The sequence below is a fragment of the Ruegeria pomeroyi DSS-3 genome, assembly GCF_000011965.2.
Classification (GTDB): Bacteria; Pseudomonadota; Alphaproteobacteria; order Rhodobacterales; family Rhodobacteraceae; genus Ruegeria_B; species Ruegeria_B pomeroyi.
Window position 1 is genome coordinate 1968835 of the sequence record NC_003911.12, and the last position, 24714, is coordinate 1993548.

At 64.8% G+C, this 24714-nt stretch carries 23 protein-coding genes; 8 read left to right on the forward strand and 15 right to left on the reverse strand.

From position 1 onward, the window contains the following. Positions 1-7: 7 nt before the first annotated feature. From SPO_RS09400 to SPO_RS09425, 6 genes are all read right to left on the reverse strand, one after another. Positions 8-781 carry an ABC transporter ATP-binding protein gene (locus SPO_RS09400; RefSeq protein WP_011047581.1) on the reverse strand — a complete coding sequence of 258 codons (774 nt, stop codon included), beginning with the start codon at positions 779-781 and terminating at the stop codon, positions 8-10. Then, a complete protein-coding gene (locus tag SPO_RS09405) occupies positions 778-1542 on the reverse strand; it encodes an ABC transporter ATP-binding protein (protein WP_011047582.1) in 765 nt (254 codons plus the stop codon). The genes SPO_RS09400 and SPO_RS09405 overlap by 4 nt, the downstream gene beginning before the upstream one ends. Beyond that, entirely contained in the window at positions 1539-2636 is a 1098-nt protein-coding gene (locus SPO_RS09410) for a branched-chain amino acid ABC transporter permease (RefSeq protein ID WP_011047583.1), read from the reverse strand. Before SPO_RS09410 ends, SPO_RS09405 begins: the two co-directional genes overlap by 4 nt. A 4-nt stretch (positions 2637-2640) precedes the next feature. Beyond that, positions 2641-3516, reverse strand: a complete 876-nt coding sequence (locus SPO_RS09415; RefSeq protein ID WP_011047584.1) for a branched-chain amino acid ABC transporter permease — start codon at positions 3514-3516, stop codon at positions 2641-2643. Between the two features lie 78 nt (positions 3517-3594). After that, a complete protein-coding gene (locus SPO_RS09420; protein WP_011047585.1) occupies positions 3595-4623 on the reverse strand; it encodes a zinc-binding dehydrogenase in 1029 nt (342 codons plus the stop codon). A gap of 18 nt (positions 4624-4641) precedes the next feature. After that, positions 4642-5283, reverse strand: coding sequence for a TetR/AcrR family transcriptional regulator (locus tag SPO_RS09425; RefSeq protein ID WP_011047586.1), 642 nt, complete (start codon positions 5281-5283; stop codon positions 4642-4644). Positions 5284-5525: 242 nt separating this feature from the next. Between SPO_RS09425 and SPO_RS23160 the strand changes: the two genes are divergently transcribed. Next, positions 5526-5957, forward strand: coding sequence for a hypothetical protein (locus SPO_RS23160; RefSeq protein ID WP_202807079.1), 432 nt, complete (start codon positions 5526-5528; stop codon positions 5955-5957). 74 nt (positions 5958-6031) lie between these two features. On the opposite strand, the gene SPO_RS22195 is transcribed toward SPO_RS23160, so the two are convergent. After that, a complete protein-coding gene (locus SPO_RS22195; protein WP_011047588.1) occupies positions 6032-6715 on the reverse strand; it encodes a hypothetical protein in 684 nt (227 codons plus the stop codon). Positions 6716-7121: 406 nt separating this feature from the next. Here SPO_RS22195 and SPO_RS09440 point away from each other — a divergent pair, with 406 nt between their 5' ends. After that, positions 7122-7976 carry a YihY/virulence factor BrkB family protein gene (locus SPO_RS09440; protein WP_011047589.1) on the forward strand — a complete coding sequence of 285 codons (855 nt, stop codon included), beginning with the start codon at positions 7122-7124 and terminating at the stop codon, positions 7974-7976. A gap of 355 nt (positions 7977-8331) precedes the next feature. Here SPO_RS09440 and SPO_RS09445 read toward each other — a convergent pair whose 3' ends face one another. Continuing rightward, positions 8332-9033, reverse strand: a complete 702-nt coding sequence (locus tag SPO_RS09445; RefSeq protein ID WP_011047591.1) for an RlmE family RNA methyltransferase — start codon at positions 9031-9033, stop codon at positions 8332-8334. A gap of 120 nt (positions 9034-9153) precedes the next feature. Continuing rightward, positions 9154-10266 carry a Ppx/GppA phosphatase family protein gene (locus SPO_RS09450; protein ID WP_011047592.1) on the reverse strand — a complete coding sequence of 371 codons (1113 nt, stop codon included), beginning with the start codon at positions 10264-10266 and terminating at the stop codon, positions 9154-9156. A gap of 182 nt (positions 10267-10448) precedes the next feature. Here SPO_RS09450 and SPO_RS09455 point away from each other — a divergent pair, with 182 nt between their 5' ends. The 4 genes from SPO_RS09455 (at position 10449) to SPO_RS09470 (ending at position 14909) form a co-directional block, all read left to right on the forward strand. Next, on the forward strand, positions 10449-12332 hold the full coding sequence (locus tag SPO_RS09455) for a PhoX family protein (RefSeq protein WP_011047593.1): 1884 nt from the start codon (positions 10449-10451) through the stop codon (positions 12330-12332). 252 nt (positions 12333-12584) lie between these two features. Continuing rightward, the gene (locus SPO_RS09460; protein ID WP_011047594.1) at positions 12585-12881 is read left to right on the forward strand and encodes a virulence factor; all 297 of its coding nucleotides are present in this window, start codon (positions 12585-12587) and stop codon (positions 12879-12881) included. Between the two features lie 26 nt (positions 12882-12907). Further along, a complete protein-coding gene (locus tag SPO_RS09465; protein WP_011047595.1) occupies positions 12908-13837 on the forward strand; it encodes a methylenetetrahydrofolate reductase in 930 nt (309 codons plus the stop codon). 10 nt (positions 13838-13847) lie between these two features. After that, a complete protein-coding gene (locus tag SPO_RS09470; RefSeq protein WP_011047596.1) occupies positions 13848-14909 on the forward strand; it encodes a methyltetrahydrofolate cobalamin methyltransferase in 1062 nt (353 codons plus the stop codon). A gap of 118 nt (positions 14910-15027) precedes the next feature. Here SPO_RS09470 and SPO_RS09475 read toward each other — a convergent pair whose 3' ends face one another. Together SPO_RS09475 and tkt are read right to left on the reverse strand one after the other, a co-directional pair. Further along, the gene (locus tag SPO_RS09475) at positions 15028-15267 is read right to left on the reverse strand and encodes a hypothetical protein (protein ID WP_011047597.1); all 240 of its coding nucleotides are present in this window, start codon (positions 15265-15267) and stop codon (positions 15028-15030) included. Positions 15268-15399: 132 nt separating this feature from the next. After that, positions 15400-17421: a transketolase gene (gene tkt, locus SPO_RS09480; RefSeq protein WP_011047598.1), complete on the reverse strand. Its 2022-nt coding sequence runs from the start codon at positions 17419-17421 to the stop codon at positions 15400-15402. 267 nt (positions 17422-17688) lie between these two features. Here tkt and SPO_RS09485 point away from each other — a divergent pair, with 267 nt between their 5' ends. Continuing rightward, on the forward strand, positions 17689-18570 hold the full coding sequence (locus tag SPO_RS09485; protein WP_011047599.1) for a hypothetical protein: 882 nt from the start codon (positions 17689-17691) through the stop codon (positions 18568-18570). Then, entirely contained in the window at positions 18570-18965 is a 396-nt protein-coding gene (locus tag SPO_RS09490) for a cell division protein ZapA (protein WP_011047600.1), read from the forward strand. The genes SPO_RS09485 and SPO_RS09490 overlap by 1 nt, the downstream gene beginning before the upstream one ends. 131 nt (positions 18966-19096) lie before the next feature. Here SPO_RS09490 and grxD read toward each other — a convergent pair whose 3' ends face one another. The 4 genes from grxD to SPO_RS09510 form a co-directional block, all read right to left on the reverse strand. Then, entirely contained in the window at positions 19097-19459 is a 363-nt protein-coding gene (gene grxD / locus SPO_RS09495; protein WP_011047601.1) for a Grx4 family monothiol glutaredoxin, read from the reverse strand. Between the two features lie 66 nt (positions 19460-19525). Further along, positions 19526-19762, reverse strand: a complete 237-nt coding sequence (locus SPO_RS09500; protein WP_011047602.1) for a BolA/IbaG family iron-sulfur metabolism protein — start codon at positions 19760-19762, stop codon at positions 19526-19528. A 124-nt stretch (positions 19763-19886) separates the two neighbouring features. Beyond that, positions 19887-22046 (reverse strand): phosphoribosylformylglycinamidine synthase subunit PurL, encoded by a 2160-nt coding sequence (purL, locus tag SPO_RS09505; protein WP_011047603.1) that lies wholly within the window; start codon positions 22044-22046, stop codon positions 19887-19889. 133 nt (positions 22047-22179) lie between these two features. Next, on the reverse strand, positions 22180-24441 hold the full coding sequence (locus SPO_RS09510; RefSeq protein WP_051420347.1) for a mechanosensitive ion channel family protein: 2262 nt from the start codon (positions 24439-24441) through the stop codon (positions 22180-22182). Positions 24442-24714: the final 273 nt, after the last annotated feature.

Sequence of the window (24714 nt, forward strand, 5' to 3'; positions counted from 1 at the left end):
TCCTTCGTTAGCGCCAGGTTTTCTTGCGTTTCCAGCGGCGGTTCTCCCGCGCGCCTTCCTCTTGCACACCCAGATAGAAGTTCTGGATGTCCTCGGACGCCATCAGCGACTGGGCCGAGCCATCCATGACGATGCGCCCGACCTCCATCACGTAACCATGATCGGCCAGCGCCAGCGCCGCGCTGGCATTCTGTTCGACCAGCATCATGGTCATGTTCTGCTCTTCGTTGAGCCGTTTGAGGATGGCAAAGATCTCTTGCACCAGCAGGGGCGACAGGCCGAGGCTGGGTTCGTCCAGCAGCATGATGCGCGGATTGGCCATCAGTCCACGACCGATTGCCAGCATCTGCTGCTGCCCGCCCGAGAGCGTGCCCGCCTCCTGGTTGCGGCGCTCTTTCAGGATCGGGAAATAGGTGAACACCAGATCCCGGTCACGCTCGATCTGCGCCTTGTCGGTGGCGGTATAGGCGCCCAGGCTCAGGTTCTCGTCCACCGTCAGCAGCGGGAACACCTCGCGCCCCTCGGGCACATGCACGATGCCTTTCTGGACCACCTTGTGCGGCTCCGATCCCTGGATCTCCTCGCCGTCGAAGGTGATGGTGCCCTTTTCGGGATCCATCACGCCCGAGATGGTCTTCATCAGCGTGGTCTTGCCGGCGCCATTGGCGCCCAGGATCGAGACGATCTGGCCCGGGCGCACCTCGAGCGAGACCCCCCGGATGGCCATGATCGGGCCGTAAAAGCTTTCGATATTGCGGATTTTCAGAATGGGCTCGGTCATGCGGCCTTCCCCAGATAGGCTTCGATCACGGCGGGGTCGGATTGCACCTGCGCCGGTGTGCCCAGCGCCAGTTTCGCCCCGTCGGCCATGGCCAGCACCCGGTCGCTCACGCCCGAGACCAGCCCCATGTCATGTTCCACCATCAGCACGGTAATCCCCATCTGGCGGCGGATATCGTCGATCCACCAGCGCATGTCGTTGGTTTCCTCGACCGAGAGGCCCGAGGCCGGTTCGTCCAGCAACAACAGCTTGGGGTCGGTGGCCAGCGCGCGGGCCACCTCGACCACCTTGCGCACGCCATAGGGCAGGCCGGCGATGTACTTGTCGCGATAGGCCTGGAGATCGAGGAAGTCGATGATCTCCTCGACCTTCTCGCGGTTCTCCATCTCTTGCCGCCGCGCCGAGGGGGTAAAGAAGATCTCCGAGAACAGGTTGGTGCGGCGATGCCGGTGGCGCCCCACCAGCAGGTTCTGCAACACGGTGGCATGCTCGAACAGTTCGATGTTCTGAAAGGTGCGCGCCACCCCATAGGCGGCCACACCCGAGGGCTTGACCTCCAAGAGGTTGTGCCCGTCGAACCGGATCTGGCCCGCATAAGGGTCGTAAAAGCGCGAGATCAGGTTGAACACCGTCGACTTGCCCGCCCCGTTGGGGCCGACGATGGCAAAGACCTCGCCCTCTTCGACGGAGAAGGACAGGTTGTCCACCGCCGTCAGCCCGCCGAATTTCAGGGTGACGTTTTCCAGCTCCAGCAGGCTCATCTCAGGCGCTCCGTCTTCAGATAGGATTTCTGCCGCTTGAACATGTCCTTGCGGTAGAAGGGGAACAGCTCGAAGAAGGTGCGGATCTTCAGCCATCGGCCATAGATGCCCATCGGCTCGAGCAGAATGAAGGCGATCAGGATCATGCCGAAGATCCCGAATTCCAGCCCCGGAATGGCCACGGTGCTGCCCCCGAATACGGCGCCCACGTATTCCTTGGCGATCGACAGGAACTGCGGCAGGAACCCGATCACGATGGCGCCGAAGAAGGCGCCGTGGATCGAGCCAAGCCCGCCGATCACGATCATCATCAACAGCTCGATCGAGATCACCACGCTGAAGGTCTCGTTGTTGAAGGCGCCGGCGAACAGGCCCATGAAGGCGCCCGCCCAGCCGGTGACCATGCACGACAGGCCGAACGAGATGGTCTTGGCGCGCGCGATATCGACACCCATCGCCTGGGCCGACACCTCGCTGTCGCGCACCGCGATGAAGCTGCGCCCAAGCGGCGAGCGCAGCAGGTTGATATAGCCCAGCGCCACGATCACCGTCACCGCCAGCACCAGCCAATAGAACAGCATCGGCGTGCCCCAGCGGTCGATGGTCAAGCCGAACAGGTCGATCCCGGCCACGTATTTGCCGCTGACGCCGCCGGTCCAGGGTTCGCTGAGCACGATGATGTCATCGACCAGGATCGACAGGGCCAGGGTGAAGATGGCCAGATAGATGCCATGCAGGCGCAGGGCGGGGATCGCCACCGTTGCGCCGATCAGCCCGGTGATCACACCGGCCAGCGGAAAGGCGATGATAAAGGGCACCCCTGCTTCCAGCAGGATGACATTGGCATAACAGCCAAAGGCCAGAAAGGCCGCGTGACCCAGGCTGGCCTGACCGGTATGGCCGGTCAGCACCATCAGGCCCATGCCCGCGATGGCCCAGATCAGTACATTGGTCAGCTCGCCCAGATAGAACGCGTCCAGCAGCCAGGGCGCGGCCACCACGATGGCCAGCAGGATCATGTAGAGGCCCAACTGATAGCCGTCCTTCCAGGGGCGGATATCCTGCATGTAGTCGGTTTTGAAAACGATGCGCATGACCTCAGACCTTCTTCACGCGGACCTGACTGAACAGGCCGTGGGGACGGAAGACCAGCACCGCCACAAGCAGCGCATAAGGCGCGATCTGGCTGTAACCGGCGGCGATATAGCGGCTGGCAAAGGGTTCGATGACCCCCACGATCAGGCCGCCCGCAAGCGCACCGGGCAGGCTGCCGAACCCGCCGATCACGGCGGCGGCAAAGGCCTTGATGCCCAAGAGGCCGGTCGAGGGATCGACCGAGCCCTTGGCGGCAAACAGGATGCCCGCGACCGCGGCCACCGCACCGGCCAGCGCCCAGATGAAGCCCTGCACCCGCTTGACCGGGATGCCCATGTAATAAGCGGCCAGCTGGTTCTGCGAGGCGCCCTGCATCGCCAGCCCCAGCTTGGTGCGGCTGAAGAAAAGGTAGAGCGACCCGGTCAGCGCCAGGGTGACGATGATCACCGCCACATCCTCGAGCCCCAGGACCAGACCGCCGAACGACAGCTCCTTGCCCGCCAGCGGGTTTTGCAGCGTCTGCGGCTCGTGGCCCCAGATAAGACCGGCGGCAAAGCGGATCACGAAACCCAGCGCGATGGTCAGGATCACAACCGCCGTCTGGCTTTCGCCGAACATGCGCCGGATCACCAGCCGGTCGAGCAGATAGCCCAGCCCCGCCATGATTCCGATCGAGATCGGCAACGCCAGCCAGAACGGCAAGCCCATGTATTCGGTATTGGTCAGCCCGATGGTGACAAACGCGCCCAGCATCATGAAATCGCCCTGCGCGAAGTTCACGGACTCGGTCGCCTTGTAGATCAGCACGAAGCCAAGCGCGATCAGGCCATAGACGCAGCCGTTCGCCAGCCCGCTGATCAGCAGCTGTACGTTATCCAAGTTTTCCTCCCTGCACCGGTTTTCCGGCGTCCTTTACGGCGCCCCGGCCCGCGCATCGGGCCGGGGGCTTGGCCCTCACTATGGCGTGATCATCACCTTTCCGTCAGTCTTTTTCAGAGCTTCGGCCAATCCTGACACAACGTCACGAAGTGGAAGGTGGCCGGAAACATCTGTTTTCCAGCGCCCGTCGGCAAAGCGCGCCTGCACCTCGGCCACTACGCGGCCCTGATCGGCGGGCGGCGTGGTCATCATCCATTGGGTGAGCCAGAAGCCCTCGATTCGCTTGCCCATGAAAATCAGCTGCCCCATCTGGGTCAGCACCGGCAATTCGGCGTCGAGCTTGCCATAAGACACCCAGCGCGCGCCGTTGGGCATGGCGGTAAAGATACGCTCGGAGGTCTGGTCAGACACCGCATCCAGGAACACGCGCGGTTTCAGCGCCCGGCTGATGGTGGCGAATTTCTGCCCCATCTCGGGGTCCGAGGTTACCAGAACCTCGGCCGCGCCCAATGCCTTGAGCGGTTCGACCGCCTCGGCCCGGCGCACCAGCGCGATGGGTTTCAGGCCCAGATCGCGCCCCAGCGACACCATCAGCTTGCCCAGCTGGCTGGTGGCGGCGGACACCACGAACGCCTCACCTTCGGAGCGCGCGATATCGACCATGGCCATCGCCGTCAGCGGGTTGACGATCTGCGCCGAGCCATCCTCGTCGCTGATATCGGGGCGCAGTGGAATGCACATCTGCGCCTTGGTCAGCACATATTCGGCCCAGGCGCCGGAACTGGCGGCGACAAAGGCGACGCGCTGGCCCACCAGCCCCTCGGCCCCGGCACCCGCCGCGACCACGTCGCCGCAGCCCTCGAACCCGGCAGGCGCGCCCTTGACGCGCGGCTGGCCGTACTCACCCTTGATGAAATGCAGGTCCGAAGGGTTGACCGAGGCCATGCGCAGCCGGATCAGCGCCTCGCCGGGGCCGGGTTGGGGCACCGCGATCTCGCCCGGTTCCAGCCAGTCGGCGGCGTCCGCGATGGCCGGGCCGGTGGCCTTGCCGGAATACCCGTCGCCGGTCTGCAAGACGGCGAACATGGTGGAGGGGATATCTGTCATTTTCGTCCTCGATTGGGATCAGGAGGGATGGGCCCGCAGGCCCTGCATGGCGAAGCGCACGATCTCTTCGACGATGGCTTCGTATTTCTGTGGCGTGTCGCAGGCGCGCGGGCGGAACCAGGCCACCGGCCCGTTCAGCGCGCTCATGAAGGTCTGCACCGTGATCGCCGGGTCGGGACCGGCGCGCAGGCTGCCCTCGGCCAGGCCCATGGCCAGCAACTCGCGGAACCGCGCCTCATAGGCATCGCGGCGCGCGATATGCTGGGCCAGCGATTCCTTCTGGAACTCGGTCGTGGTGGTATAGCGGCGCATCAGCAGCCCGTCCTTCAGCACCAGCATGAAGGAATGGTGGAGCAGCATCGCCCGCACATGGCCGCGCGCCATCACCTCGATCCGGTCGAGCACCGGCAGATCGGCGTGATAACCGGGGTCGGTGGCCTGAAAGACCAGGTCCATGCCCCGGTCGCGCACCGCGTTGAACAGGTCCATCTTCGACGGGAAATAGTGATAGACCCGTCCCTTGGTCGCGCCCAGATGGCGCGCCACCGTATCGATCGAGGTGGCATCGAATCCCCGGCTCTGGAAACATTCGGCGGCGGCGTCGAGCAATTCCTCGTAACGTTCGCTGCGGCTGGGGCTGTTGGTGATGGTATCGCTCACGGGGCTTAGGCCTTTGGCTGTCTGCGGCGGGAAACATACTCTTGGGTATGCAAGATACATACTCGCGGGTATGGATCAATCCGACACTTGCGTGACGTGGCGGCAGAGGTGCGAATGTGGGGCAGGGCGCAGGCGGGTTGTCCAGAGCGCGCGCCGCGCTATCGTGATCGAGGTGACCGGTTGGCACTCATGGGAGAGAGCGCATGCAAACAGGAACGGGGCCCCGATACCAGCCCCGGCAAGTGAGCGATCTTGGCATCCGTTCGGTCGGACCGGTCCGGTTCAAGATTTGGGGCCTGTGCGCGGCAGGGCGCGACGTGGCGGAGGAGGACCTCGCCTGTGCTCAACACTTTCTGTCCGATGCGGTTCTGCCGGCGGTCGCGGCACAGGGCGACAGCGACGATCTGGGCTTTGTCATCGTGCACCCGGGATCGGCGGGCCTGTCGATTGCCGCGCAATGGTGGGTGCAGGGGTCCGTCCTGTGTCAGCGCCTGTTCCGCAGGGAATACGGTGCCGCGCAGCCGGTCGATACCACCGCACGCCCGGTCGTGGCCTGCGTGTGGGAGCTGTCGATCATCAATGCCGAGCAGGAGGCCTGGCGCCACACGATGATGGTGCCGCAACCGGATCCAGAGGCTTATCTGGCTGCACGCGGCGGGCTGACAGCGGTCTGAGCCGGGAGGATGGAAGAACGTGACGCAAGGATCCCTTGCGTCACGCAGGGTTATGGTCTGGCCGGGTGATCGGCTCAGTTCGCCATCAGCGCGCGCAGGGCCTGGGCCTGAACCGAGATGGTCTCGGGCGCGGCCTTGATCCCGGACAGCACCTTGAGCACACCGGTCTTGAGCGTCTCGTTCAGCGCGCTGGCCTCGACGCCGGCAACCATCTTGTCATAGTCAAAGCCCGACTGGGTCAGCAGGCCGTTGTCCTGCCAGTTCTTGTAGAGCTCGGCGGCGCCGGTTTGCGCGGCGGCCACCTGATCACCAACAGCGGTGGCAGCATCGTTTGCGGCTTCGGTGGTCGCGTCGACCGCGTTGCTTGCCACCTCGGCGGCCTGAGTCGCGGTCTCGCTTGCGGCCTGGGTCGCCTGATCAACCACTTGCGCGGCGGTATCGGTTGCACCCTGGGCAGCTTGGCTTGCGGCTTCACCCACCTGATTGAGGGTTTCGGTCACGGCGCTGGTGGCCTGGTCCACTGCCTCGGCGGCGGCTTCGCTGGCCTGTTCGGCTGCGCTCTGTGCCTGTTCGAGCGCGGTCTGGGCTGCACCCTGGTCCGCTTCGGTCGTCGTCTGCGCGGGCGCTTCGGTGATCGGTTCGGCCGGGGTCACCGCGCTGCTTTGCGGTGCTTCGGTCTGCTGTTCGCCTTGCGTGAAAAAGACATAGGCCCCGGCGGCAATGGCGCCCAGGGCGATGAGAATGAGAATGCGGTTCATAGCGGTCTCCCGTGACTGGTATGGGCTCTAGATGGGATGACGCGATGACGGGCACTAGGGGGAAAATTGTCTGATTTCGGACAGTTCGCGCCGACCGGCGCTTTTACGCGGATCGCCGGGTCCGCCATCGGCGAGCCGCCGCCCCGAAACGAGGGTCTTCGGTTCTGTTTCGGACGGCAGCCCGACGCGCTCCGGCGGGCAAACGGTTGCGGCAAGGGTCTGAGCCGGTATCGGGGATCAGGACGGCAGAGCTCCGCTTGCCCCGAGGGGTGATTCCTGGCCGGCCGCGGCGAATCGCGATGGCCCCGGGGGCGGTTGTCCTGCACCGGTTCGAAGAGGTCACACCCGAGCCACACTGAACGCGCCCCAACTGGCACCCGCTGCGGCCAGCCGCTAGATTGCGGGCATGACGCGTTCGGCGAATCCCTCTCTCTTCCTGCCGCTGCGCGCGGCCTGGCTGGCGCTGATGCGGTTTCAGGCCAAGAGCGGTTTCGTCATGAGCAGCCACGTGGCGATGTCGATGATGATGGCGCTGTTTCCCTTCATCCTGTTCACGGTGGCGCTGGCGGGCAGTCTCAGTCAGGACCTGGTGACCGACGATCTGATCCAGCTGATTTTCGGCACCTGGCCCGAACAGGTGGCCACGCCCATCGTGGCCGAGCTGAAGGCGGTGCTGGCCGGAGCCAATTCGCGGGTGATGACGGTGGGGGGCGTGCTGGCGGTCTATTTCGCCTCAAACGGCGTGGATGCGGTGCGCGAGGCGATGTCGCGCGCCTATCACGACGCGGAAACGCGCCCGTTCTGGAAGACCCGGCTGCTGTGCATCGCGATCGTGGTCGGGGGCGGGGCCATCGTTCTGGCGGTTGCCGCGTTCGAGGTTGTGATGCCGATCTATACCCGGCTGGTGACCGATGCCCTGCCGGGCGCGGCGCCCGACTGGCTGTCGGTCGAGCGGCTGAGCTGGATCTTTGTGGTTGCGATGCCGGCGGGTGCGGTGCTGGCCTGCCATGCGCTGTTGCCCGCTGGCCGGCACCCGCTCAGGCGGATCCTGCCGGGGGTGGTACTGACGCTGGTGCTCTGGGCCGGATGCGGTTGGGGCTTCTCGCTCTATATCGCGAATTTCGCCAGCTATTCGACCACCTATGCCGGGCTGGCCGGCGCGATGGCGGCGCTGATCTTTCTTTACCTGAATGCGGCGATCCTGATCCTGGGGGCCGAGTTCAACGGTGCATTGATGGACCTGTCGGGCGGGCCGGATTGAGGGGCCACTGCCCCGAAGCGGCCCCGATTGCGCCATCGGATCGGCAAATCGGCGTGCCAGGCTGACGGTCTCGGGGCCAGGAGGTCCCGGCTGCCGGAGAGGTCGGATGACAGTTCTTTCCAACGGGGGCAGACATGCCCGCCTGTTCGCGCTTGTGTATCAGCAGGCGCGGGCCGAGGCGGTCGATGCGCGGCTGCATGTGCAGCCGCTGAACGCGGGAGATGCGCTGAGCCTGCTGTCGCGGGCCAGGGCCTCGTTTCGGCCACAGCGGCTGGACGCGGGTGATGCGCGTTTGGCAAGGGCCGGAAAACAGATGTTTTCCGGGCCGTTTTCCGAAACGGAAAACGGCGCCCGCCTAGCCGCGAAAGCCGGTGGCCACCACAAACTTTTCGGAACTGTCCGACCGTGAGGCGGGTGGCTTCACATTGGCGACCTTGGTGAATTTCTGCTTGAGCAGCTTTTGCAGGTCGCCCTCGGCACCGCCGGCCAGCACCTTGGCGACAAATGTGCCGCCCTCTTCGAGCACGTCAAAGGCCAGATAGGCCGCCGCCTCGCACAGCGCGATGATGCGCATGTGATCGGTCTGCTTGTGGCCCGATGACGAGGCCGCCATGTCCGACATCACCACATCGGCCTTGCCGCCCAGCCACTCCTTGATCCGGTCATCGGCGCCGTCGTCAAGGAAATCGAGCTGATGGATCTCGGCCCCCGCGATCGGTTCGACCTCTTGCAGGTCGATCCCCAGCACCCGGCCCACGCGCTTGTCGCTGCGCTCACCCAGCGCGTTGACGCGCTTGACTGCAACCTGGCACCAGCCGCCGGGGGCACAGCCCAGATCGACCACCCGCGCGCCGGGCACCAGAAAGCGATACTTTTCGTCCAGTTCGAGGATCTTGAAAGCCGCGCGCCCACGATAGCCTTCGGCCTGGGCCCGTTTGACATAAGGGTCGTTCAACTGCCGTTGCAGCCAGCGGGTCGAGCTGAGCTTGCGCCCTCGGGCGGTCTTGACCTTGACTTTCAGGTCACGCTGCCCGCGTCCGGATGTGTTCTTTGCCATGTCCTGTGGCCTCTCTTTCGCATTGGGCGATACGGCGATTGGCCGCCGGATTCAAGCCGGACGCTCCTCTGCCCTGCGGGCCTCGTCGCGAAGAGGCCCCGCCCAGGGGCCGAGGAGCGGCTAGAACGGCCCGTCTTCCAGCACCCCGTCAGCGCTCATCTGCGCATAAAGCAGCCCCTCGCGCAGCCCCCGGTCGGCCACCGACAGCCGGTCGGTGGGCCAGCATCTGAGCAGCGCCTGAAGAATGGCCGAGCCCGACATGATCAGCGCATGGCGATCCTCGCCGATGCGCGGATCGCGGCGACGGCCCTGCGGGCCCAGGTCCAGATAGCCCCGGATCACCTTGTCGATCTGCTCGCTGGTCATGCGCAGCCCATCGACCTTGGTGCGGTCATAGCGTTTCAGCCCCAGATGGCTGGCCGCCACCGTGGTCACGGTACCGCTGGTGCCGACGATCTGGAACCGGTCGCGGCCCAGCGGGCTGCTATAGGGGGCGAAATCGGCCAGTTGCTCCTCGAAGAACCAGCTCATCAGCGCAAAGCGCGCGGAATCATCCTCGACATCGTTGAACTGGTCGCGCAGGGTCGCGACCCCCAGCGGAACGCTGATCCAGTCCACCACCTTGGCGGCGGGAAAGGGGCTTTCGGGCGGGTGGAACCCCGCATGCAGTCGCATGATGGCCGAGGGCCGGTCGCGGCGCGGCACCGAGGTCAGGTCGATCCACACCAGCTCGGTCGAGCCGCCGCCGATATCCACCACCAGCAACTGTTCCGAGCGGGTCGAGACCAGCGGCGCACAGGAGATAACTGCCAGCCGGGCCTCTTCCTCGGGCTGGATGATTTCAAGTGTCAGGCCGGTCTCGCGCCGCACGTCGCGGATGAACTCGCGCGCGTTCTTGGCGCGGCGGCAGGCTTCGGTCGCGACCAGCCGCATCCGGTGCACCTTGTTGCGCTTGATCTTCTGCTGGCAGATGCGCAGCGCCTGTATAGTGCGCGCCATCGACGAGCGCGACAAACGCCCCGTGCGTTCCAGCCCGGCCCCGAGCTGGACGGATTTCGAGAAGCTGTCGACCACATGGAAACCGCTGCCCTTGGGCTGGGCGATCAGCATGCGGCAACTGTTTGTACCAAGATCGAGCGCCGCATAAAGGGCGTCCGGATCCGGCCGGTTCGGCGCGGGGCTTTCGACCGCTTTCGGGAACGCGCCCGCACCTTTGGGACGCTTGGGCGCCATGTTTCACGCCCTCCGATTTCGTGTTAGTTTGAACCTAGGATCCGATCCCGCGCGGCGCAAGCGATTTCCCTGGGGTCGGAGGCAGAACCGTCACACAGGTTTAACAAAACCATGCGACTGCAATTCCCGATTGCCGGCCCCCGTGCCGGCAGAGATTCTGCTAGCAAGCCATGGAGCACGCTATGAAAAACGACCGCACCCTGACATTCGACGAATTTGACGAGGCGGTGAACCCGCGCCCTGAGGACTGCGATTTCGACCAGGTGGTCGAAGAGGCGCTGTCGCGTCGTGGCTTCCTGGGCGGGGTGCTGGCAATGGGCGGGTTTGCAGCCCTTGGCGGTGCGGTTCTGCCGCGTGGCGCCGAGGCCGCGAGCAACCGCTTCGCCTTCGAGGCGGTAGCGGCCTCTACCGCTGACGAGATCGTCGTGCCCAAGGGGTTCAAGGCCGATGTTCTGGTGCGCTGGGCCGACCCGCTGTGGTCGGATGGGGTGGCTTTCGATCAGGTCACGCGCGGCACCGCCGCCAGCCAGGCCCGTGCCTTTGGCGACAATACCGACGGGATGGAAGTGTTCCATCACGAGGGCCGCACCCTGCTGGTGGTGAACAACGAATACACCAACCGCGAGATCATCTGGGGCAACCGCGCCGAGGGCAAGGCCGAGACCGATGACGACGTGGAAAAGGGCCTGCTGGCCCATGGCGTCACCGTGGTCGAACTGGCCCATGACGGCGCCCATTGGCAGGTGGTCACCGACAGCCCCTATAACCGCCGCATCACGCCGCGCACCGAGATGGCCCTGACCGGCCCCGCCGCAGGCCACGACCTGATGAAAACCGCCGCCGATCCGACCGGTACGGTGACCTTCGGCACCTGGAACAACTGCGGTTCGGGCACCACGCCCTGGGGCACCTATCTGGCCTGCGAAGAGAATTTCAACGGCTATTTCTCGGCCGCTGACGAGGCGCATGAGGTTTCGGCCGAGCTGAACCGCTATGGCGTCTCCGCCAAGGACTGGGGCTATGGCTGGGCGCGGGTGGACGACCGTTTTGACGTCGCCAAGAACCCCAACGAGCCCAACCGTGCCGGTTACGTGGTCGAGATCGACCCGCGCGATCCGAACTCGACCCCCAAGAAGCGCACCGCGCTGGGCCGGTTCAAGCACGAGAATGCGGAATGCGTCGTCAATCGCGACGGGCGTCTGGTGATCTATATGGGCGATGACGAGCGGGGCGAGTTCCTGTACCGCTATGTCTCGAACGGGGTCTATGCCGCCGGTGTCGATACCGACGAGCTGATGGAAAACGGCACGCTTTATGCGGCCAAGTTCGACGCATCGGGCAAGGGCATCTGGCTGGCGCTGACGCCCGAGGCCACCGGCATGAGCCAGGCCGAGATCTGTATCCATACCCGGATCGCGGCCTCGAAACTGGGCGCCACCACCATGGACCGCCCCGAATGGGTCACCGCCAACCCGAACGCGGACGAGGTCTATTGCGCGCTGACCAACAACAAAAACCGCGGCGTCAAGCCGAACCGGGGCGGCGACGACACCCCGGCGGAGGGGCCCAATCCGCGCGAAAAGAACAACTATGGCCAGATCGTGCGCTGGCGTCCCGAAGGCGGCGACCATAGTGCCGAAGGCTTCGACTGGGATCTGTTCGTGCTGGCGGGTAACCCGACGGTGCATTCCGATGCCAATGCGGGGTCTGAAAACGTCAATGCGGGCAACATGTTCAACTCGCCCGACGGGCTGGCATTCGACAGCAACGGGCTGCTCTGGATCCAGACCGACGGCAAATACTCCAACGAGGGTGATTTCGCCGGTCAGGGCAACAACCAGATGCTGGCGGGCGACCCGGTGACGGGCGAGATCCGCCGCTTTCTGGTCGGCCCGCGCGAGGCCGAGATCACCGGCCTGTGCTGGTCGGGTGACCGCCGCACCATGTTCGTGGGCGTGCAGCACCCGGGCGAGGAGGGCGACAGCCACTGGCCCGATGGCGGCGACAGCGTACCGCGCTCGGCCATCATCGCGGTCACGCGCGAGGATGGCGGCGTGATCGGCTGACACGCGCCCCGCACCGCAAAAAAGAACCCCGGGTGCCGCATGGCCCCGGGGTTTTTCGTGACATGATCATGGCTCATCATCTTGCTGAAGAATTCGGGCGGGCGCGGGCGCACGATCCGGGTTAAGCCCTGTTGCGCGGAAGGTCCGAAAACGACAAAGGTCGCTGCACATCGCGTACGTGTCGAAATCGGACCGACCCCGCCCCATATTGCCCGCTAGAACCGGCTCACCGGATCAGGAGGAATCGACTGCATGCCCGAGGTTACCATCGTCTACTGGCGGGACATCCCGGCTCAGGTCATTGTCGGCAAAGGCCGCCGCGGCGCCAAGCGCCAGCTGGAAGAACGGTTCGAGCAGGCCATCGACCGCGCCGCCATGAAGGTGGGCGCGCAGGACACCGATGCCTATCTGGCCGAGTGGCGCAAGGCCGAGCCTTACGAGGTCGCCGGCGACCCGGCGGATATCGTCGAGGCCGAGGCCCAGCGTCTGGAACGTGAATACGATCGCGACCGGATCAAGGCCCTGATCGCTAACGACGGTTGGGCATGAGCCCGCAGAGAATATGGGAGGCCGTGATGGCTTTGCTGAACTTCAAGAAACGCGAGACGGTCGAAAACGGCCCCGTGAACCCCACCGTCGAGGCCTTTCTCAAGGATTACTCGATCGAGGTGATGCCGCGCACCGCTGAAAAGGTCGAGGATTTCCGCGCCCTGCTGCCCGAAGGCACCCGGGTGTACATTGCCCATATCGAGGGCACCCCGATCGAGGACATGGTGGCAACCGCCAAGCGGCTGGCCGCCGAGGGTTATCCGGTGATGCCGCATTTCCCGGCGCGCATCATCAAGGATGCCAAGACGCTGGAAAACTGGATCGCCATGTACCAGGGCGAGGCCGGTGTAGACCAGGCGCTGCTGCTGGCCGGTGGCGTTGCGGCGCCCCATGGCGATTTCCACTGCTCGATGCAGCTGATGGAAACCGGCCTCTTTGACAAGGCCGGGTTCAAGCGCCTGCACGTCGCGGGCCACCCCGAGGGCAACAAGGATATCGACCCCAAGGGCGGCGATGCCAATGTGATGGACGCGCTGCGCTGGAAGCAGAAGTTCAGCGAGACCACCGACGCCCAGATGGCGCTGGCCACCCAGTTCTGCTTCGAGGCCAAGCCGATCATCGCCTGGGCCGACGGGCTCAAGGCCGCTGGTATCGACCTGCCGATCCATATCGGCATCGCCGGTCCCGCCAAGCTGCAGACCCTGATCAAATTCGCCATCGCCTGCGGCGTCGGCCCCTCGCTGAAGGTCCTGCAGAAACGCGCGATGGACGTGTCCAAGCTGCTGTTGCCCTATGAGCCCAATGATGTTGTAACCGAACTGGCCGCCCACAAGGCCGCCAACCCCGATTTCAACATCACCAATGTCCATTTCTTCCCGCTGGGCGGCATCAAGACCAATGCCACCTGGGCCATCAATAACGGCGGTGCCAGCACCCGCCCCGTAAACCCGACCTGAAAGGCCAGACATGACCCGCACCATCGTTGAAAGCAAAACAAAAACCGCGATCATCGGCTTTGACCAGCCGTTCTGCGTGATCGGCGAGCGGATCAACCCCACGGGCCGCAAGAAACTGGCCGCCGAGCTGGAAGCGGGCGATTTCTCGACCGTGGAAAAGGACGCCATCGCCCAGGTTGCCGCCGGTGCCACCGTCCTCGATATCAATGCGGGTGTTGTCTATAACTCCAACCCCAACCCCAACGAGACCGAACCGCCGCTGATGCGCAAGATCGTCGAGCTGGTGCAGGGGCTGGTCGACGTGCCGCTGTGCATCGACAGCTCGGTGCCCGGCGCGCTCGAGGCCGGGCTGGCGGCGGCCGAGGGCCGTCCGCTGCTGAACTCGGTCACCGGTGAAGAGGAACGGCTGGAGCAGATCCTGCCGCTGGTCAAGAAATACAACGTGCCGGTGGTGGCGATCTCGAACGACGATACCGGCATCTCCGAAGACCCGGACGTGCGCTTTGCCGTCGCCAAGAAGATCGTGGAACGCGCCGCCGATTTCGGCATCCCGGCCCATGACATCGTGGTCGACCCGCTGGTGATGCCGATCGGGGCCATGGCCACCGCCGGTCAGCAGGTGTTTGCCCTGGTGCGCCGCCTGCGCGAGGAGCTGGGCGTGAACACCACCTGTGGCGCCTCCAACATCTCGTTCGGCCTGCCCAACCGGCACGGCATCAACAACGCCTTCCTGCCTATGGCGATGGGCGCGGGCATGACCAGCGCGATCATGAACCCGGTGGCGCTGCCGGTGACGCAAAAGGCCATCGCCGAAAAGCGCGCCGCCGTGACCGCCGCCGGCATCATCCTGCCCGAGGGCATGGATGACGAGACCTTTGTGCAGATGTTCGGCCTGGGGTCGACCCTGTCGCGCGCGGGCAAGGAGATGGAGGCCATCCGCGCCGCCAACCTCTTGACCAACAACGACGCCCATGGCGCCGAGTGGATCCGGTTCAACAAGCCGCCCGCAGCCGAGGGCGAGGAAAGCCGGGGCCGGGGAGGCCGCGCCGGCAGCCGCCGCCGCCGCGCCTGATCCCTCGCAGAGACCAGGAACAAGGCCGGGCCCAGTGCCCGGCCTTTTGCTGTTGGTGGGGAGGCAGAGCCCGTACCCGTCCAAGAACGCTGTCAGGGCAGCGAGGCAGGCAATTCATTCATTCGCAAAGGGCGTCTTGCAGCCACGATACGTTTGCCTTCGCCTCCGCGAGGGCGTGTTCGAATGTCTCGAAGGACGCGGCGCCATGGTGTCCGATGCTGTACCAGCCGCGACCGTCTTCGGGATCGCGCCGAAACTCGTCAAAGCCATAGGTGCCGTCAGGGCGCTGGAACAGATCGACGCAGATGGTCTCGCCATCCAGATTTATCGAACGAATGACCTTGTTGGTATGGGCCATGAGCAGCTTTCACACGATGAGCAATGAAACATACCCATCCATAACCGCCAGCTACGCGCTTGGCGACTGCCTTTCCCGGCTGTCCGAGGGGCGCAGGTGCCCGCGCCCCCGGTTTTCAGTCATGCGCGGGTCTCAGCCCAGCAGGTCCTTGACCTTGGCCACGGTCGCGGCCGCGGTGATGCCGAACTTTTCATAAAGCTCTTCGGCCGGGGCCGAGGCGCCGAAGCCGGTCATGCCGACAAAGCCTGCCTTGGCCTCGCGCCCGCGCTCGCCCAGCAGCCAGCGATCCCAGCCACCAGCGCGCATCGCGGCCTCGATGCCGACACGCACCGGGCCTGCGGGCAGCACGCGCTTGCGATAGGCTTCGTCCTGCTCGGCAAACAGCTCCATGCAGGGCATCGACACCACGCGGGTGCCGATCCCCTCGGCCTCGAGCGTTGCGCGCGCCTGCATGGCGATCTCGACCTCGGAGCCGGTGGCGATCAGGATCACCTGACGCTTGCCGGTGGCCTCGGCCAGCACATAGCCGCCCTGGGCGGTCAGGTTCTTGACCTTGTGCTCGGTGCGCAGGGTGGGCAGGTTCTGGCGCGTCAGCGACAGCACCGAGGGGCTGTTCTGGAAGGTCAGTGCCAGTTCCCAGGCCTCGGCGGTTTCTACCGTGTCGGCGGGGCGGAACACATAGGTGTTGGGCGTGGCGCGGCTGATTGCCAGATGTTCGACCGGCTGGTGGGTCGGACCGTCCTCGCCCAGGCCGATCGAGTCATGGGTCATCACGAAGACCGACGGGATCTTCATCAGCGCGGCCAGGCGCATCGCCGGGCGGGCATAGTCGGTGAAGCACATGAAGGTGCCGCCATAGGGGCGGATACCGCCATGCAGCGCCATGCCGTTCATCGCCGCCGCCATGCCATGTTCGCGGATACCCCAGTGGATATAGCGGCCCTTGCGGTTTTCCGGCAGGAAGATGCCCAGATCGGCGGTCTTGGTGTTGTTCGACCCGGTCAGGTCGGCCGAGCCGCCGACGGTCTCGGTCATGATCGGGTTGACGACCTTCAGCACCTCTTCCGAGCTTTTGCGGGTGGCCCATTTGGGCTGATCTTCCGAGACCTGCTTTTTCAGCGCGCGGATGGCGCCGGCCAGTTTCTTGGGCGCCTCGAACGCATAGGCACGGGTGAATTCGGCCTGCTTGCGCTCGCTCAGCTCGGCAAAGCGGGCCTCCCAGGCGGCGCGCTCGGCGGCACCCCGGCTGCCGATGGCCTCCCATGCGGATTTCACGTCCGAGGGCACCTCGAAGGGGCCATGTGCCCATCCATAACCCTCTTTCGCGGCCAGAAGCTGGCCCTGATCGGTGAGCGCGCCATGGCCCTTGGAGGTGTCCTGTGCCGCGTGGCCCAGAGCGATATGGGTCTTGCAGGCGATCATCGTGGGCTTTTTCGAGCCCTTGGCCTGGGTCAGGGCGGCGTCGATGGCGGCCGGGTCATGGCCGTCGATCTCGATCACATGCCAGCCCGAGGCGGCAAAGCGGCGCACCTGGTCGGTGCGGTCGGCAATATCGACGGTGCCGTCGATGGTGATGTTGTTGTTGTCCCACAACACGACCAGCTTGCTCAGCTCCAGCCGGCCGGCAAGGCCGATCGCCTCCTGGCTGACGCCCTCCATCAGGCAGCCGTCACCGGCGATCACATAGGTGTAATGATCGACGACCTTCTTGCCGTATTGCGCGCGCTGGATTTCCTCGGCGATGGCAAAGCCCACGGCGTTCGAGATGCCCTGACCCAACGGGCCGGTGGTGGTCTCGATCCCCTTGGCAAGGAAGTTTTCCGGGTGGCCGGCGGTCTTGGCGCCCATCTGGCGGAAGTTCTTCACCTCATCCAGCGTGATCTCGGGGTTGCCGGTGAGATAGAGCAGCGAATAGAGCAGCATCGAGCCATGGCCAGCCGACAGGATGAACCGGTCGCGGTCGGGCCAGGTGGGGTTGGCGGCGTCGAATTTCAGGTGCTTTTCGAACAGCACGGTGGCGACATCGGCCATGCCCATCGGCATGCCGGAATGGCCGGAATTTGCCGCCGCGATAGCATCCAGCGTCAGGGCGCGGATGGCGGTGGCCTTGGTCCAGTGGTCGGGGTTCGCAGTGCGCAGCGCAGTCAGGTCCACGAGGCTTTATCCTTTGGGTTTCGGGCGGATTGCGCGCTCAATACCACTCACCCCTCAAAGTTCAAGCCAAACAGGGTTTTCGTTAGGACAGCTACATCAGAAGCCGCCGACAAGTCGTTGAAAGCAATGATGGGGGGTATTTTCCCCGTCATTTGGTTAGACTACTGCTATCCCTCCCGGCATCCGATTCGGTCGGCACCGTTTCGGCACCGGCCCGGGCCGGGCAGAGAGAAGCAATAATAACACGCGCATCACAAAGGTGAGGGCATGAGCCAGATCGAGGAACTGCACAGTCGCATTTCGGCCGCGATGGAGCGGATCGGCGCCGGGGTCGAGGCCCTGGCCATGCCGCAGGAGGCAGCCCCGCCATCGGAACCTACGGGGGCCGACAGCGACCTGGCCGCCGCGCTGGAAGACGAGCGGCTGGCCAATGCGCAGCTGCAGGAGCGGTTGAAATCGATCAAGGCCAAACATGCCGCCGAGATCGAGGCGCTGAAGGCCGAGAGCGCAGAGGCGCCGGTGACGGCGGCAGAGGATGGCGAGCTGGAGCAGCTGAAGGCGGATCTGGCCGAGGCCACCGCCAAGCTGATGGCGGCCGAGGCGGCCCGGGCGGAACTGGCCGAGGCCAAGGCGACACTGGAGGCCGAGGATCAAAGCACGCTGCTGCGCGCCGAGATCGATGCGCTCAAGGCCGAACTGGACGCGGTCGAGGATGTCGATGCGCTCAAGGCCGAGATCGAGGAGCTGCGCGCCCAGGCCAGCGACAGCGCCATCGAGGACGAGCTGCGCACCGAGATCGCGGCGCTGAAGGCCGAGCTGGGCCAGAGCGAGCGGGTCTCGGAACTGAGCGCCGAGTTGGAGATGCTGCGCGCCGAGCGCGTCAGCCATGGCGCGGCGATGTCGCAGCTGGATGGTGATCTGCAACGGCTGCGCAAGGCCAATGACCAGCTGCGCAAGGCGCTGGCGGATCTGCGCGCGGCGAACGAGGCCGGGGTGGGCGAGCCGCATCTGATCAATGCCGCGATGCTGGCCGAACTGGAGGCGCTGCGCGCCCAACGGGCCACCGATGCGGCCGAGGTTCAGGCGGTGCTGAGCAAACTGGGGCCGCTGCTGACATCGGCGAACCTGACGGAAGGAGAGGATGAGTAATGCCCGAAGTGACCATTCATATCGGCGGCCGCGCCTTCGAGGTTTCCTGTCAGGAAGGGGAAGAGAGCTTTCTGCAATCGGCGGCCAAGATGCTGGATGACGAGGCGCAGGTGCTGTCGGATCAGATCGGGCGGATGCCCGAGGCGCGGATGCTGTTGATGGCCGGGCTGATGCTGGCCGACAAGACCGCCGCCGTCGAGGACAAGATCGGCGTGGTCGAGGCGCGGCTGGCCGAGCGTGAGGCCGAACTGGAAGCGCTGAAGGCGGCGCCAGCGCCGGAACCCGAGCGGGTCGAGGTGGCGGTGATCCCGCCCTCGGTCACCGATACGCTGGCGGAACTGGCGGCCCGGGCCGAGGCGCTGGCCGACCGGGTCGAGGAAAAGGCGGCAGGCTGAGGCCGGGGCAAGATATCGGGGATATCTTGCAAAAAAGCGCCCCTTGGGGCGCTTTTCAAACAGGATTTCAAGTGAAATCCTGTTAGCAAAGTCTTTTCAAGACTTTGCCAGCGGTTGCCGCAAGAGCGCGCTCAGGCGTTTGCGGCGCGAATCTTGTCGGCAGCGTCCTTGTCATAGGCGACGCCGTTCTCTTCGAACAGCGTATCCAGCTCGCCCGACAGGGTCATCTCGGTGATGATGTCGCAGCCACCCACGAATTCGCCCTTCACATAGAGCTGTGGGATGGTCGGCCAGTCGGAATAGTCCTTGATACCCTGGCGGATCTCGTCATCGGCCAGCACGTTCACATCCGCATAGGCCACGCCCATGTAGTTGAGCACGCCAGCGACACGGCTGGAAAATCCGCATTGCGGCATTTCCTTGGTGCCCTTCATGTAGAGCACCACATCATTGGCTTTCACTGTTTCGTCGATACGGGTCTTTGCGTCGGTCATTGATGCGTTTCCTTTGTTGCCCTGCCGGGTGGCGGAACTGGTCTTGCGCGAAGCGCGCGGCCTGCCTTAGGCGGGTGCCTTGGTGGTCAGTGCCAGTGCGTGCAGCTTGCCGCTGTCGATTTCGGGCTTCACTGCCGCGTTGACAGCGCGTTGCTGCTGGATCCGGCTTTGGCCGCGAAAGCTTTCGTCCACCACTTCGGCGGCCCAGTGATTGCCGTCGCCGGCCAGGTCGGTGATGGTGATCTTTGCCTTGGGAAAACTCGCGCGGATCAGCGCCTCGATTTCATGGGCTTCCATGGCCATGTGACTTACTCCAGATGTCTTGACCCCAGATGTAGAGCGCCGGGCCGGGGCGCGCAAGCCACCCCGCGGCCGCTGCGGTAAAAGCGCGCCCCCGGAGGCGCGCTTTGGGGCCGGAAGCGATGCCTCAGGCCACCGCGGCGGCAAAGCTGGCGCGGAAGGTGGCAGCCAGATCCGCCAGCAGCGCCTCAGAGCCGCCGATGCGTACCGTATCGCCGGTGAAGCGGCCCACCGAGGTGACGGTGACGCCGGTCTGGCCCGCCGCCGACATCAGCGCCTCGGCCTGGTCGAAGTTGCAGGCGACCAGATAGCGGGCCTGATCCTCGCCGAACAGGATTTCGGTCGGGGCGTCGTCCAGATGCAGGCCCACACCGGCGCCCTCGGCCAGTTCAAACGCCGCCAGCGCCAGACCGCCATCGCCCAGATCGGTACAGGCCTTGATCAGCGCGCGGTTGGCACGGATGAAGTCGCCGTTGCGGCGCTCGGCCTCGAGATCCACGTGGGGGGCGTCGCCATCCTCGCGGTTGAACACCTCGGCCAGCAGCGCCGATTGACCCAGATGGCCGGTGGTCTCGCCGACCACCAGAGCCACATGGCCCTCTCGGACCTCCTTGCCGATGATCTCGTCGGTCGAGGCCAGCAGGCCCACAGCGCCGATGGTGGGGGTGGGCAGGATCGCGGTGCCATCGGTCTCGTTATAAAGCGAGACGTTGCCCGAGACGATGGGCATGTCCAGCGCGGCACAGGCGGCGCCGATGCCTTTGATCGCACCGACGAACTGGCCCATGATCTCGGGCTTTTCGGGATTGCCGAAATTCAGGTTGTCGGTGGTGGCCAGCGGCCGGGCGCCGACGGCGGTCAGGTTGCGATAAGCTTCGGCCACCGCCTGCTTGCCGCCTTCCTCGGGGTTGGCGCGCACGTAGCGGGGCGTCACATCGCTGGTAAAGGCGAGTGCCTTGTCGGTGCCGTGCACGCGCACGATCCCGGCGCCCAGGCCCGGTGTGCGGGCGCTGTCGGCCATGACCATGGTGTCATACTGTTCATAGACCCACTGCTTGCCGCCATAGTTGGGCGAGGCCAGCAGCGCGCGCAGACCGTCGATCGGGTCGATCTGGGGCACTTCGGCCAGCGGTTCGGCGGCCGGGGTCGGCACCCAGGGGCGGTCGTATTCCGGTGCGGTTGACGAGAGTTTCGACAGGACCAGATCGGCCTTCACCTCGCCATGATGCATAATCAGAAAGCGGTCTTCGGCGATGGTTTCGCCCACGATGGCGAAATCCAGATCCCATTTCTCGAACACGGCGCGGGCCTCGGCCTCGAGCTCGGGCTTCAATACCATCAGCATCCGTTCCTGGGATTCCGACAGCATCATCTCGTAAGCGGTCATGTTCTCTTCGCGCTGGGGCACGTTTTCCAGGTCCAGACGCACACCCAGACCGCCCTTGTCGCCCATTTCGACGGCCGAACAGGTCAGGCCCGCAGCGCCCATGTCCTGGATCGAGATCACGGCGCCGGTCTGCATCAGCTCCAGCGTCGCCTCCATCAGGCGCTTTTCGGTGAACGGGTCGCCCACCTGCACGGTGGGGCGCTTTTCCTCGATGGTGTCGTCGAACTCGGCGCTGGCCATGGTGGCGCCGCCGACGCCGTCGCGCCCGGTCTTCGCACCGAGGTAAACCACCGGCATGCCGACGCCCGAGGCGGCGGAGTAGAAGATCTTGTCGCTGTCGGCCAGACCGGCGGCAAAGGCGTTCACAAGGCAGTTGCCGTTATAGGCGGGGTGAAAGCGCACCTCGCCACCGACACAGGGAACCCCGAAACAGTTGCCATAGCCGCCGATGCCCTCGACCACGCCATTGACCAGCTGGCGGGTCTTGGGATGGGAAGGCTCGCCAAAGGACAGCGCGTTCATCGAGGCGATGGGGCGCGCGCCCATGGTAAACACATCGCGCAGGATGCCGCCCACGCCGGTGGCCGCGCCCTGATAGGGTTCGATATAGGAGGGGTGGTTGTGGCTCTCCATCTTGAAGACCACCGCCTGACCGTCACCGATATCGACGACGCCCGCGTTTTCGCCCGGGCCGCAGATCACCTGCGGGCCGCTGGTCGGCAGGGTGCGCAGCCATTTCTTGGAGGATTTGTACGAGCAGTGCTCGTTCCACATGGCCGAGAAGATGCCCAGCTCGGTAAAGGTCGGTTCGCGCCCGATGATCTCGAGGATCATGTCGTATTCCTCGGGCTTCAGCCCGTGCGCGGCGATCAGGTCCGGAGTGATTGCGGGCTCTTGCATCTGTGGTGTTCCCAAGCTGGCCGATGTTGCGCGCCTTTTAGGGCATGGCCGCGGCGGGGGGAAGGGGCAAGAGGGGACTAATGCGCCGCAGGGGCAGGGCAGGCCGCCCCGAGGGGCGGCCCCATGGCCCGGGTCAGCTGCCCGGGGCCTGTTCGTTGGCCGTCTGGCTGGCAGCGGCAGCGGCAACGGCCGATTTCTGTTCCGGCGTCATATGCTCGGCCTCGTCCAGGCCGGGAATGGCCACGCGCACCTCGCGGCGGGCAAAGTCGATGCCGTTGGCCTTGAACTCGGCCTTGACCTTGTTGAAGATCTCCTTGCGCAGGGTGAACTGCTTGCCGGGCTTGGCCATGAACTTGCCCCGGATGATCATGCCGACATCGTCGAAGTCGAACACGCCCTGCGATTTGAACGGTTGCAGGAAGCCTTCGGCATGGGTCGGGTCGGCCATCATCTCGGCGCCGATCTTCTTGAAGATCTTCTTGACCTTGTTGGGATCGGTGTCGAAGGGCACGGTGAACTTCAGCTTCATGATCACCCAGTCGCGGCTGAAGTTGGTCAGCTTGGCGATCTCGCCATAGGGGATCGTGTGCACCGGGCCGCGATGATGGCGCAGCTGCATCGAGCGGATCGAGATCTTCTCGACCGTGCCGGTGGTGCCGCCCACATCGACATATTCGCCCACGCGGAACGCATCGTCGATCAGGAAGAACACGCCGCCCACGATATCGGCGACCAGCTTCTGGGCACCGAAACCGATGGCCAGACCCAGGATGCCGGCGCCCGCCAGCAGCGGGGTGATGTCCAGCCCCAGCGCGCCCAGCGCCAACAGCGCGAAGATCACCGCGATCGCGGCCTGCGCGGTCATCCGCAACAACGGCAGCACCGTGGCCAGGCGCGAGCCGCCCGCGCCGCCGCCTTCTCCGGCTTCTTCGTCGGGGCTCTGGTTTGCGGCGGTCTGTTCGCGCGCCAACTGACGGTTGATCCACAGCGAGACCATCTCGTTGAGGATATAGCCGACGGCGGCGATCATCAGGAACTGGATCACCGCGCCGCCCAGATCGGTGCCCGCACCGGCCACCTGACGCAGGTCGATCTGCCAGGCATTGGCGATCATCAGGATGACGAAGATGCCCGCCAACACCCGGCCGATCCGGATATAGCTGCGCTTGGTGGCGCGATAGGCTTGTTCGGCAATGGCACCGGTGCCGATGATGGGCGGTTGCAGATGCCGCACCAGCCCCCGGATCAGCGTGTCGATGGCCGGCGCCATCAGCAGCCAGAACATGGTGGTGTAATGCGCGCCCGCGCCGATATTGCGCAGGACCGGGATCTCCTGGATTGCCACGAAATACTCGACGATCAGCCAGACCACCGCCGAGACGGCGATGGCGAAATAGGGGTAATAGGTGGCGATCTTGTCGTCAAAGCGGGTGCGGTCGGGATCGTCGCCGCGCATCATCTCGGTCAGGCCGCTGCGCGCGGTCCAGGCGATCAGCGCGATATAGACATGGATCGAGGTGTTCAGCCAGAAGCCCAGCCGCATTTCACCCATCGCCACGCCGTTCAGATTGTTGAAGGTGACGATGAAGAGGGTAAAGCCGATCAGCAGGAACAGGCCGATCTGGTTACGGTGCAGAAAGCGCGCCCAGTGGTCGCTGGCATTGACCAGCCGCAAATCGGCCCGGTTCGGCGCCAGGATGAAGCGCGAAATCGCGGCCCCCAGTCGCGGCAGCCAGATCAGGTAGAGCACGAAAGGCGCCGCATAGGCGATCTGCTCGGGTTCCAGCAGGCGGCGGCCGACAAAGACCAGAACATAGTAGAACACGACCAGGCCCAGCACCTCGCGGCAGAAGCGGCGGAAGAGGAAACTCACCGCGCCGCGCAGATTATCCGCCGCGCTGCCGGGATCGGCCTTGATCCACGAGCGGGTCACATAGACCGCCAGTTTCTCGGCGGCAAAACCTATGGCGAGGGCCAGCAGCGTATAGCCAAACAGGGTTGCGATCCCCGAGCCGCCCAGTTTGGCCGAGAAATTCGACAGCGCCTCGGCCTGTTTGCTGACCAGCAGCGGCACCTTGCGCACGGCGTCCAGCCACGAGGCGATCATCGCCTTGGCGGCATCGCCGACGCGGGCGATGGGCCCCTTGCGCGGCTCGGGCTGTACTTGCGCCGCCTGGGCCACGGCGTCCAGCCGTTCAAGCAGCAGGGCGCGGACCTGATCATCGGACAGGCGGGCAACCAGGCCGTCGACCTGATCGGGGGTCAGGTCATCGGGAACAGTCGGCGCGGCTGCGGCGCCGCCGCCACTCGAAGGAAGTGGAACCTGCGCGGACAATGGCGCAGAGATGGAAATCAGGGCGGCGAGCAGCGCCAGCACCTTCAATAGCGGTTTCATGAATTGCCTCACTCTATTCCGTGCATCATTTCTACCCTGAGGTTACAGCAAAACAAACAATTTCACGAAAAAGAGAGCACCACCCCGGCGCTGCGCCAAAAAAAAGGCCGAGCACTAAGCTCGGCCATAGTCCAACAGGGAGGTATGAAGGTGACAAGCGCTTAAGCATCATCGCCTTCGAGTGCTGATTTAGGAGGCACGGGTCGTTTCTTCAAGAACTTTGACGCCGCAGGTGCAGCATTCCCGCTATGCACTGTTTGCATAGCTGGTCGA

Bases quoted from the DNA above. Each gene is read 5' to 3' on its own strand.
- SPO_RS09400 (WP_011047581.1), bottom strand. From the start codon at position 781: ATGACCGAGCCCATTCTGAAAATCCGCAATATCGAAAGCTTTTACGGC.
- SPO_RS09405 (WP_011047582.1), bottom strand. From the start codon at position 1,542: ATGAGCCTGCTGGAGCTGGAAAACGTCACCCTGAAATTCGGCGGGCTG.
- SPO_RS09410 (WP_011047583.1), bottom strand. From the start codon at position 2,636: ATGCGCATCGTTTTCAAAACCGACTACATGCAGGATATCCGCCCCTGG.
- SPO_RS09420 (WP_011047585.1), bottom strand. From the start codon at position 4,623: ATGACAGATATCCCCTCCACCATGTTCGCCGTCTTGCAGACCGGCGAC.
- SPO_RS22195 (WP_011047588.1), bottom strand. From the start codon at position 6,715: ATGAACCGCATTCTCATTCTCATCGCCCTGGGCGCCATTGCCGCCGGG.
- SPO_RS09440 (WP_011047589.1), top strand. From the start codon at position 7,122: ATGACGCGTTCGGCGAATCCCTCTCTCTTCCTGCCGCTGCGCGCGGCC.
- SPO_RS09445 (WP_011047591.1), bottom strand. From the start codon at position 9,033: ATGGCAAAGAACACATCCGGACGCGGGCAGCGTGACCTGAAAGTCAAG.
- SPO_RS09450 (WP_011047592.1), bottom strand. From the start codon at position 10,266: ATGGCGCCCAAGCGTCCCAAAGGTGCGGGCGCGTTCCCGAAAGCGGTC.
- SPO_RS09455 (WP_011047593.1), top strand. From the start codon at position 10,449: ATGAAAAACGACCGCACCCTGACATTCGACGAATTTGACGAGGCGGTG.
- SPO_RS09460 (WP_011047594.1), top strand. From the start codon at position 12,585: ATGCCCGAGGTTACCATCGTCTACTGGCGGGACATCCCGGCTCAGGTC.
- SPO_RS09465 (WP_011047595.1), top strand. From the start codon at position 12,908: ATGGCTTTGCTGAACTTCAAGAAACGCGAGACGGTCGAAAACGGCCCC.
- SPO_RS09470 (WP_011047596.1), top strand. From the start codon at position 13,848: ATGACCCGCACCATCGTTGAAAGCAAAACAAAAACCGCGATCATCGGC.
- SPO_RS09475 (WP_011047597.1), bottom strand. From the start codon at position 15,267: ATGGCCCATACCAACAAGGTCATTCGTTCGATAAATCTGGATGGCGAG.
- SPO_RS09485 (WP_011047599.1), top strand. From the start codon at position 17,689: ATGAGCCAGATCGAGGAACTGCACAGTCGCATTTCGGCCGCGATGGAG.
- SPO_RS09490 (WP_011047600.1), top strand. From the start codon at position 18,570: ATGCCCGAAGTGACCATTCATATCGGCGGCCGCGCCTTCGAGGTTTCC.
- grxD (WP_011047601.1), bottom strand. From the start codon at position 19,459: ATGACCGACGCAAAGACCCGTATCGACGAAACAGTGAAAGCCAATGAT.
- SPO_RS09500 (WP_011047602.1), bottom strand. From the start codon at position 19,762: ATGGCCATGGAAGCCCATGAAATCGAGGCGCTGATCCGCGCGAGTTTT.
- purL (WP_011047603.1), bottom strand. From the start codon at position 22,046: ATGCAAGAGCCCGCAATCACTCCGGACCTGATCGCCGCGCACGGGCTG.
- SPO_RS09510 (WP_051420347.1), bottom strand. From the start codon at position 24,441: ATGAAACCGCTATTGAAGGTGCTGGCGCTGCTCGCCGCCCTGATTTCC.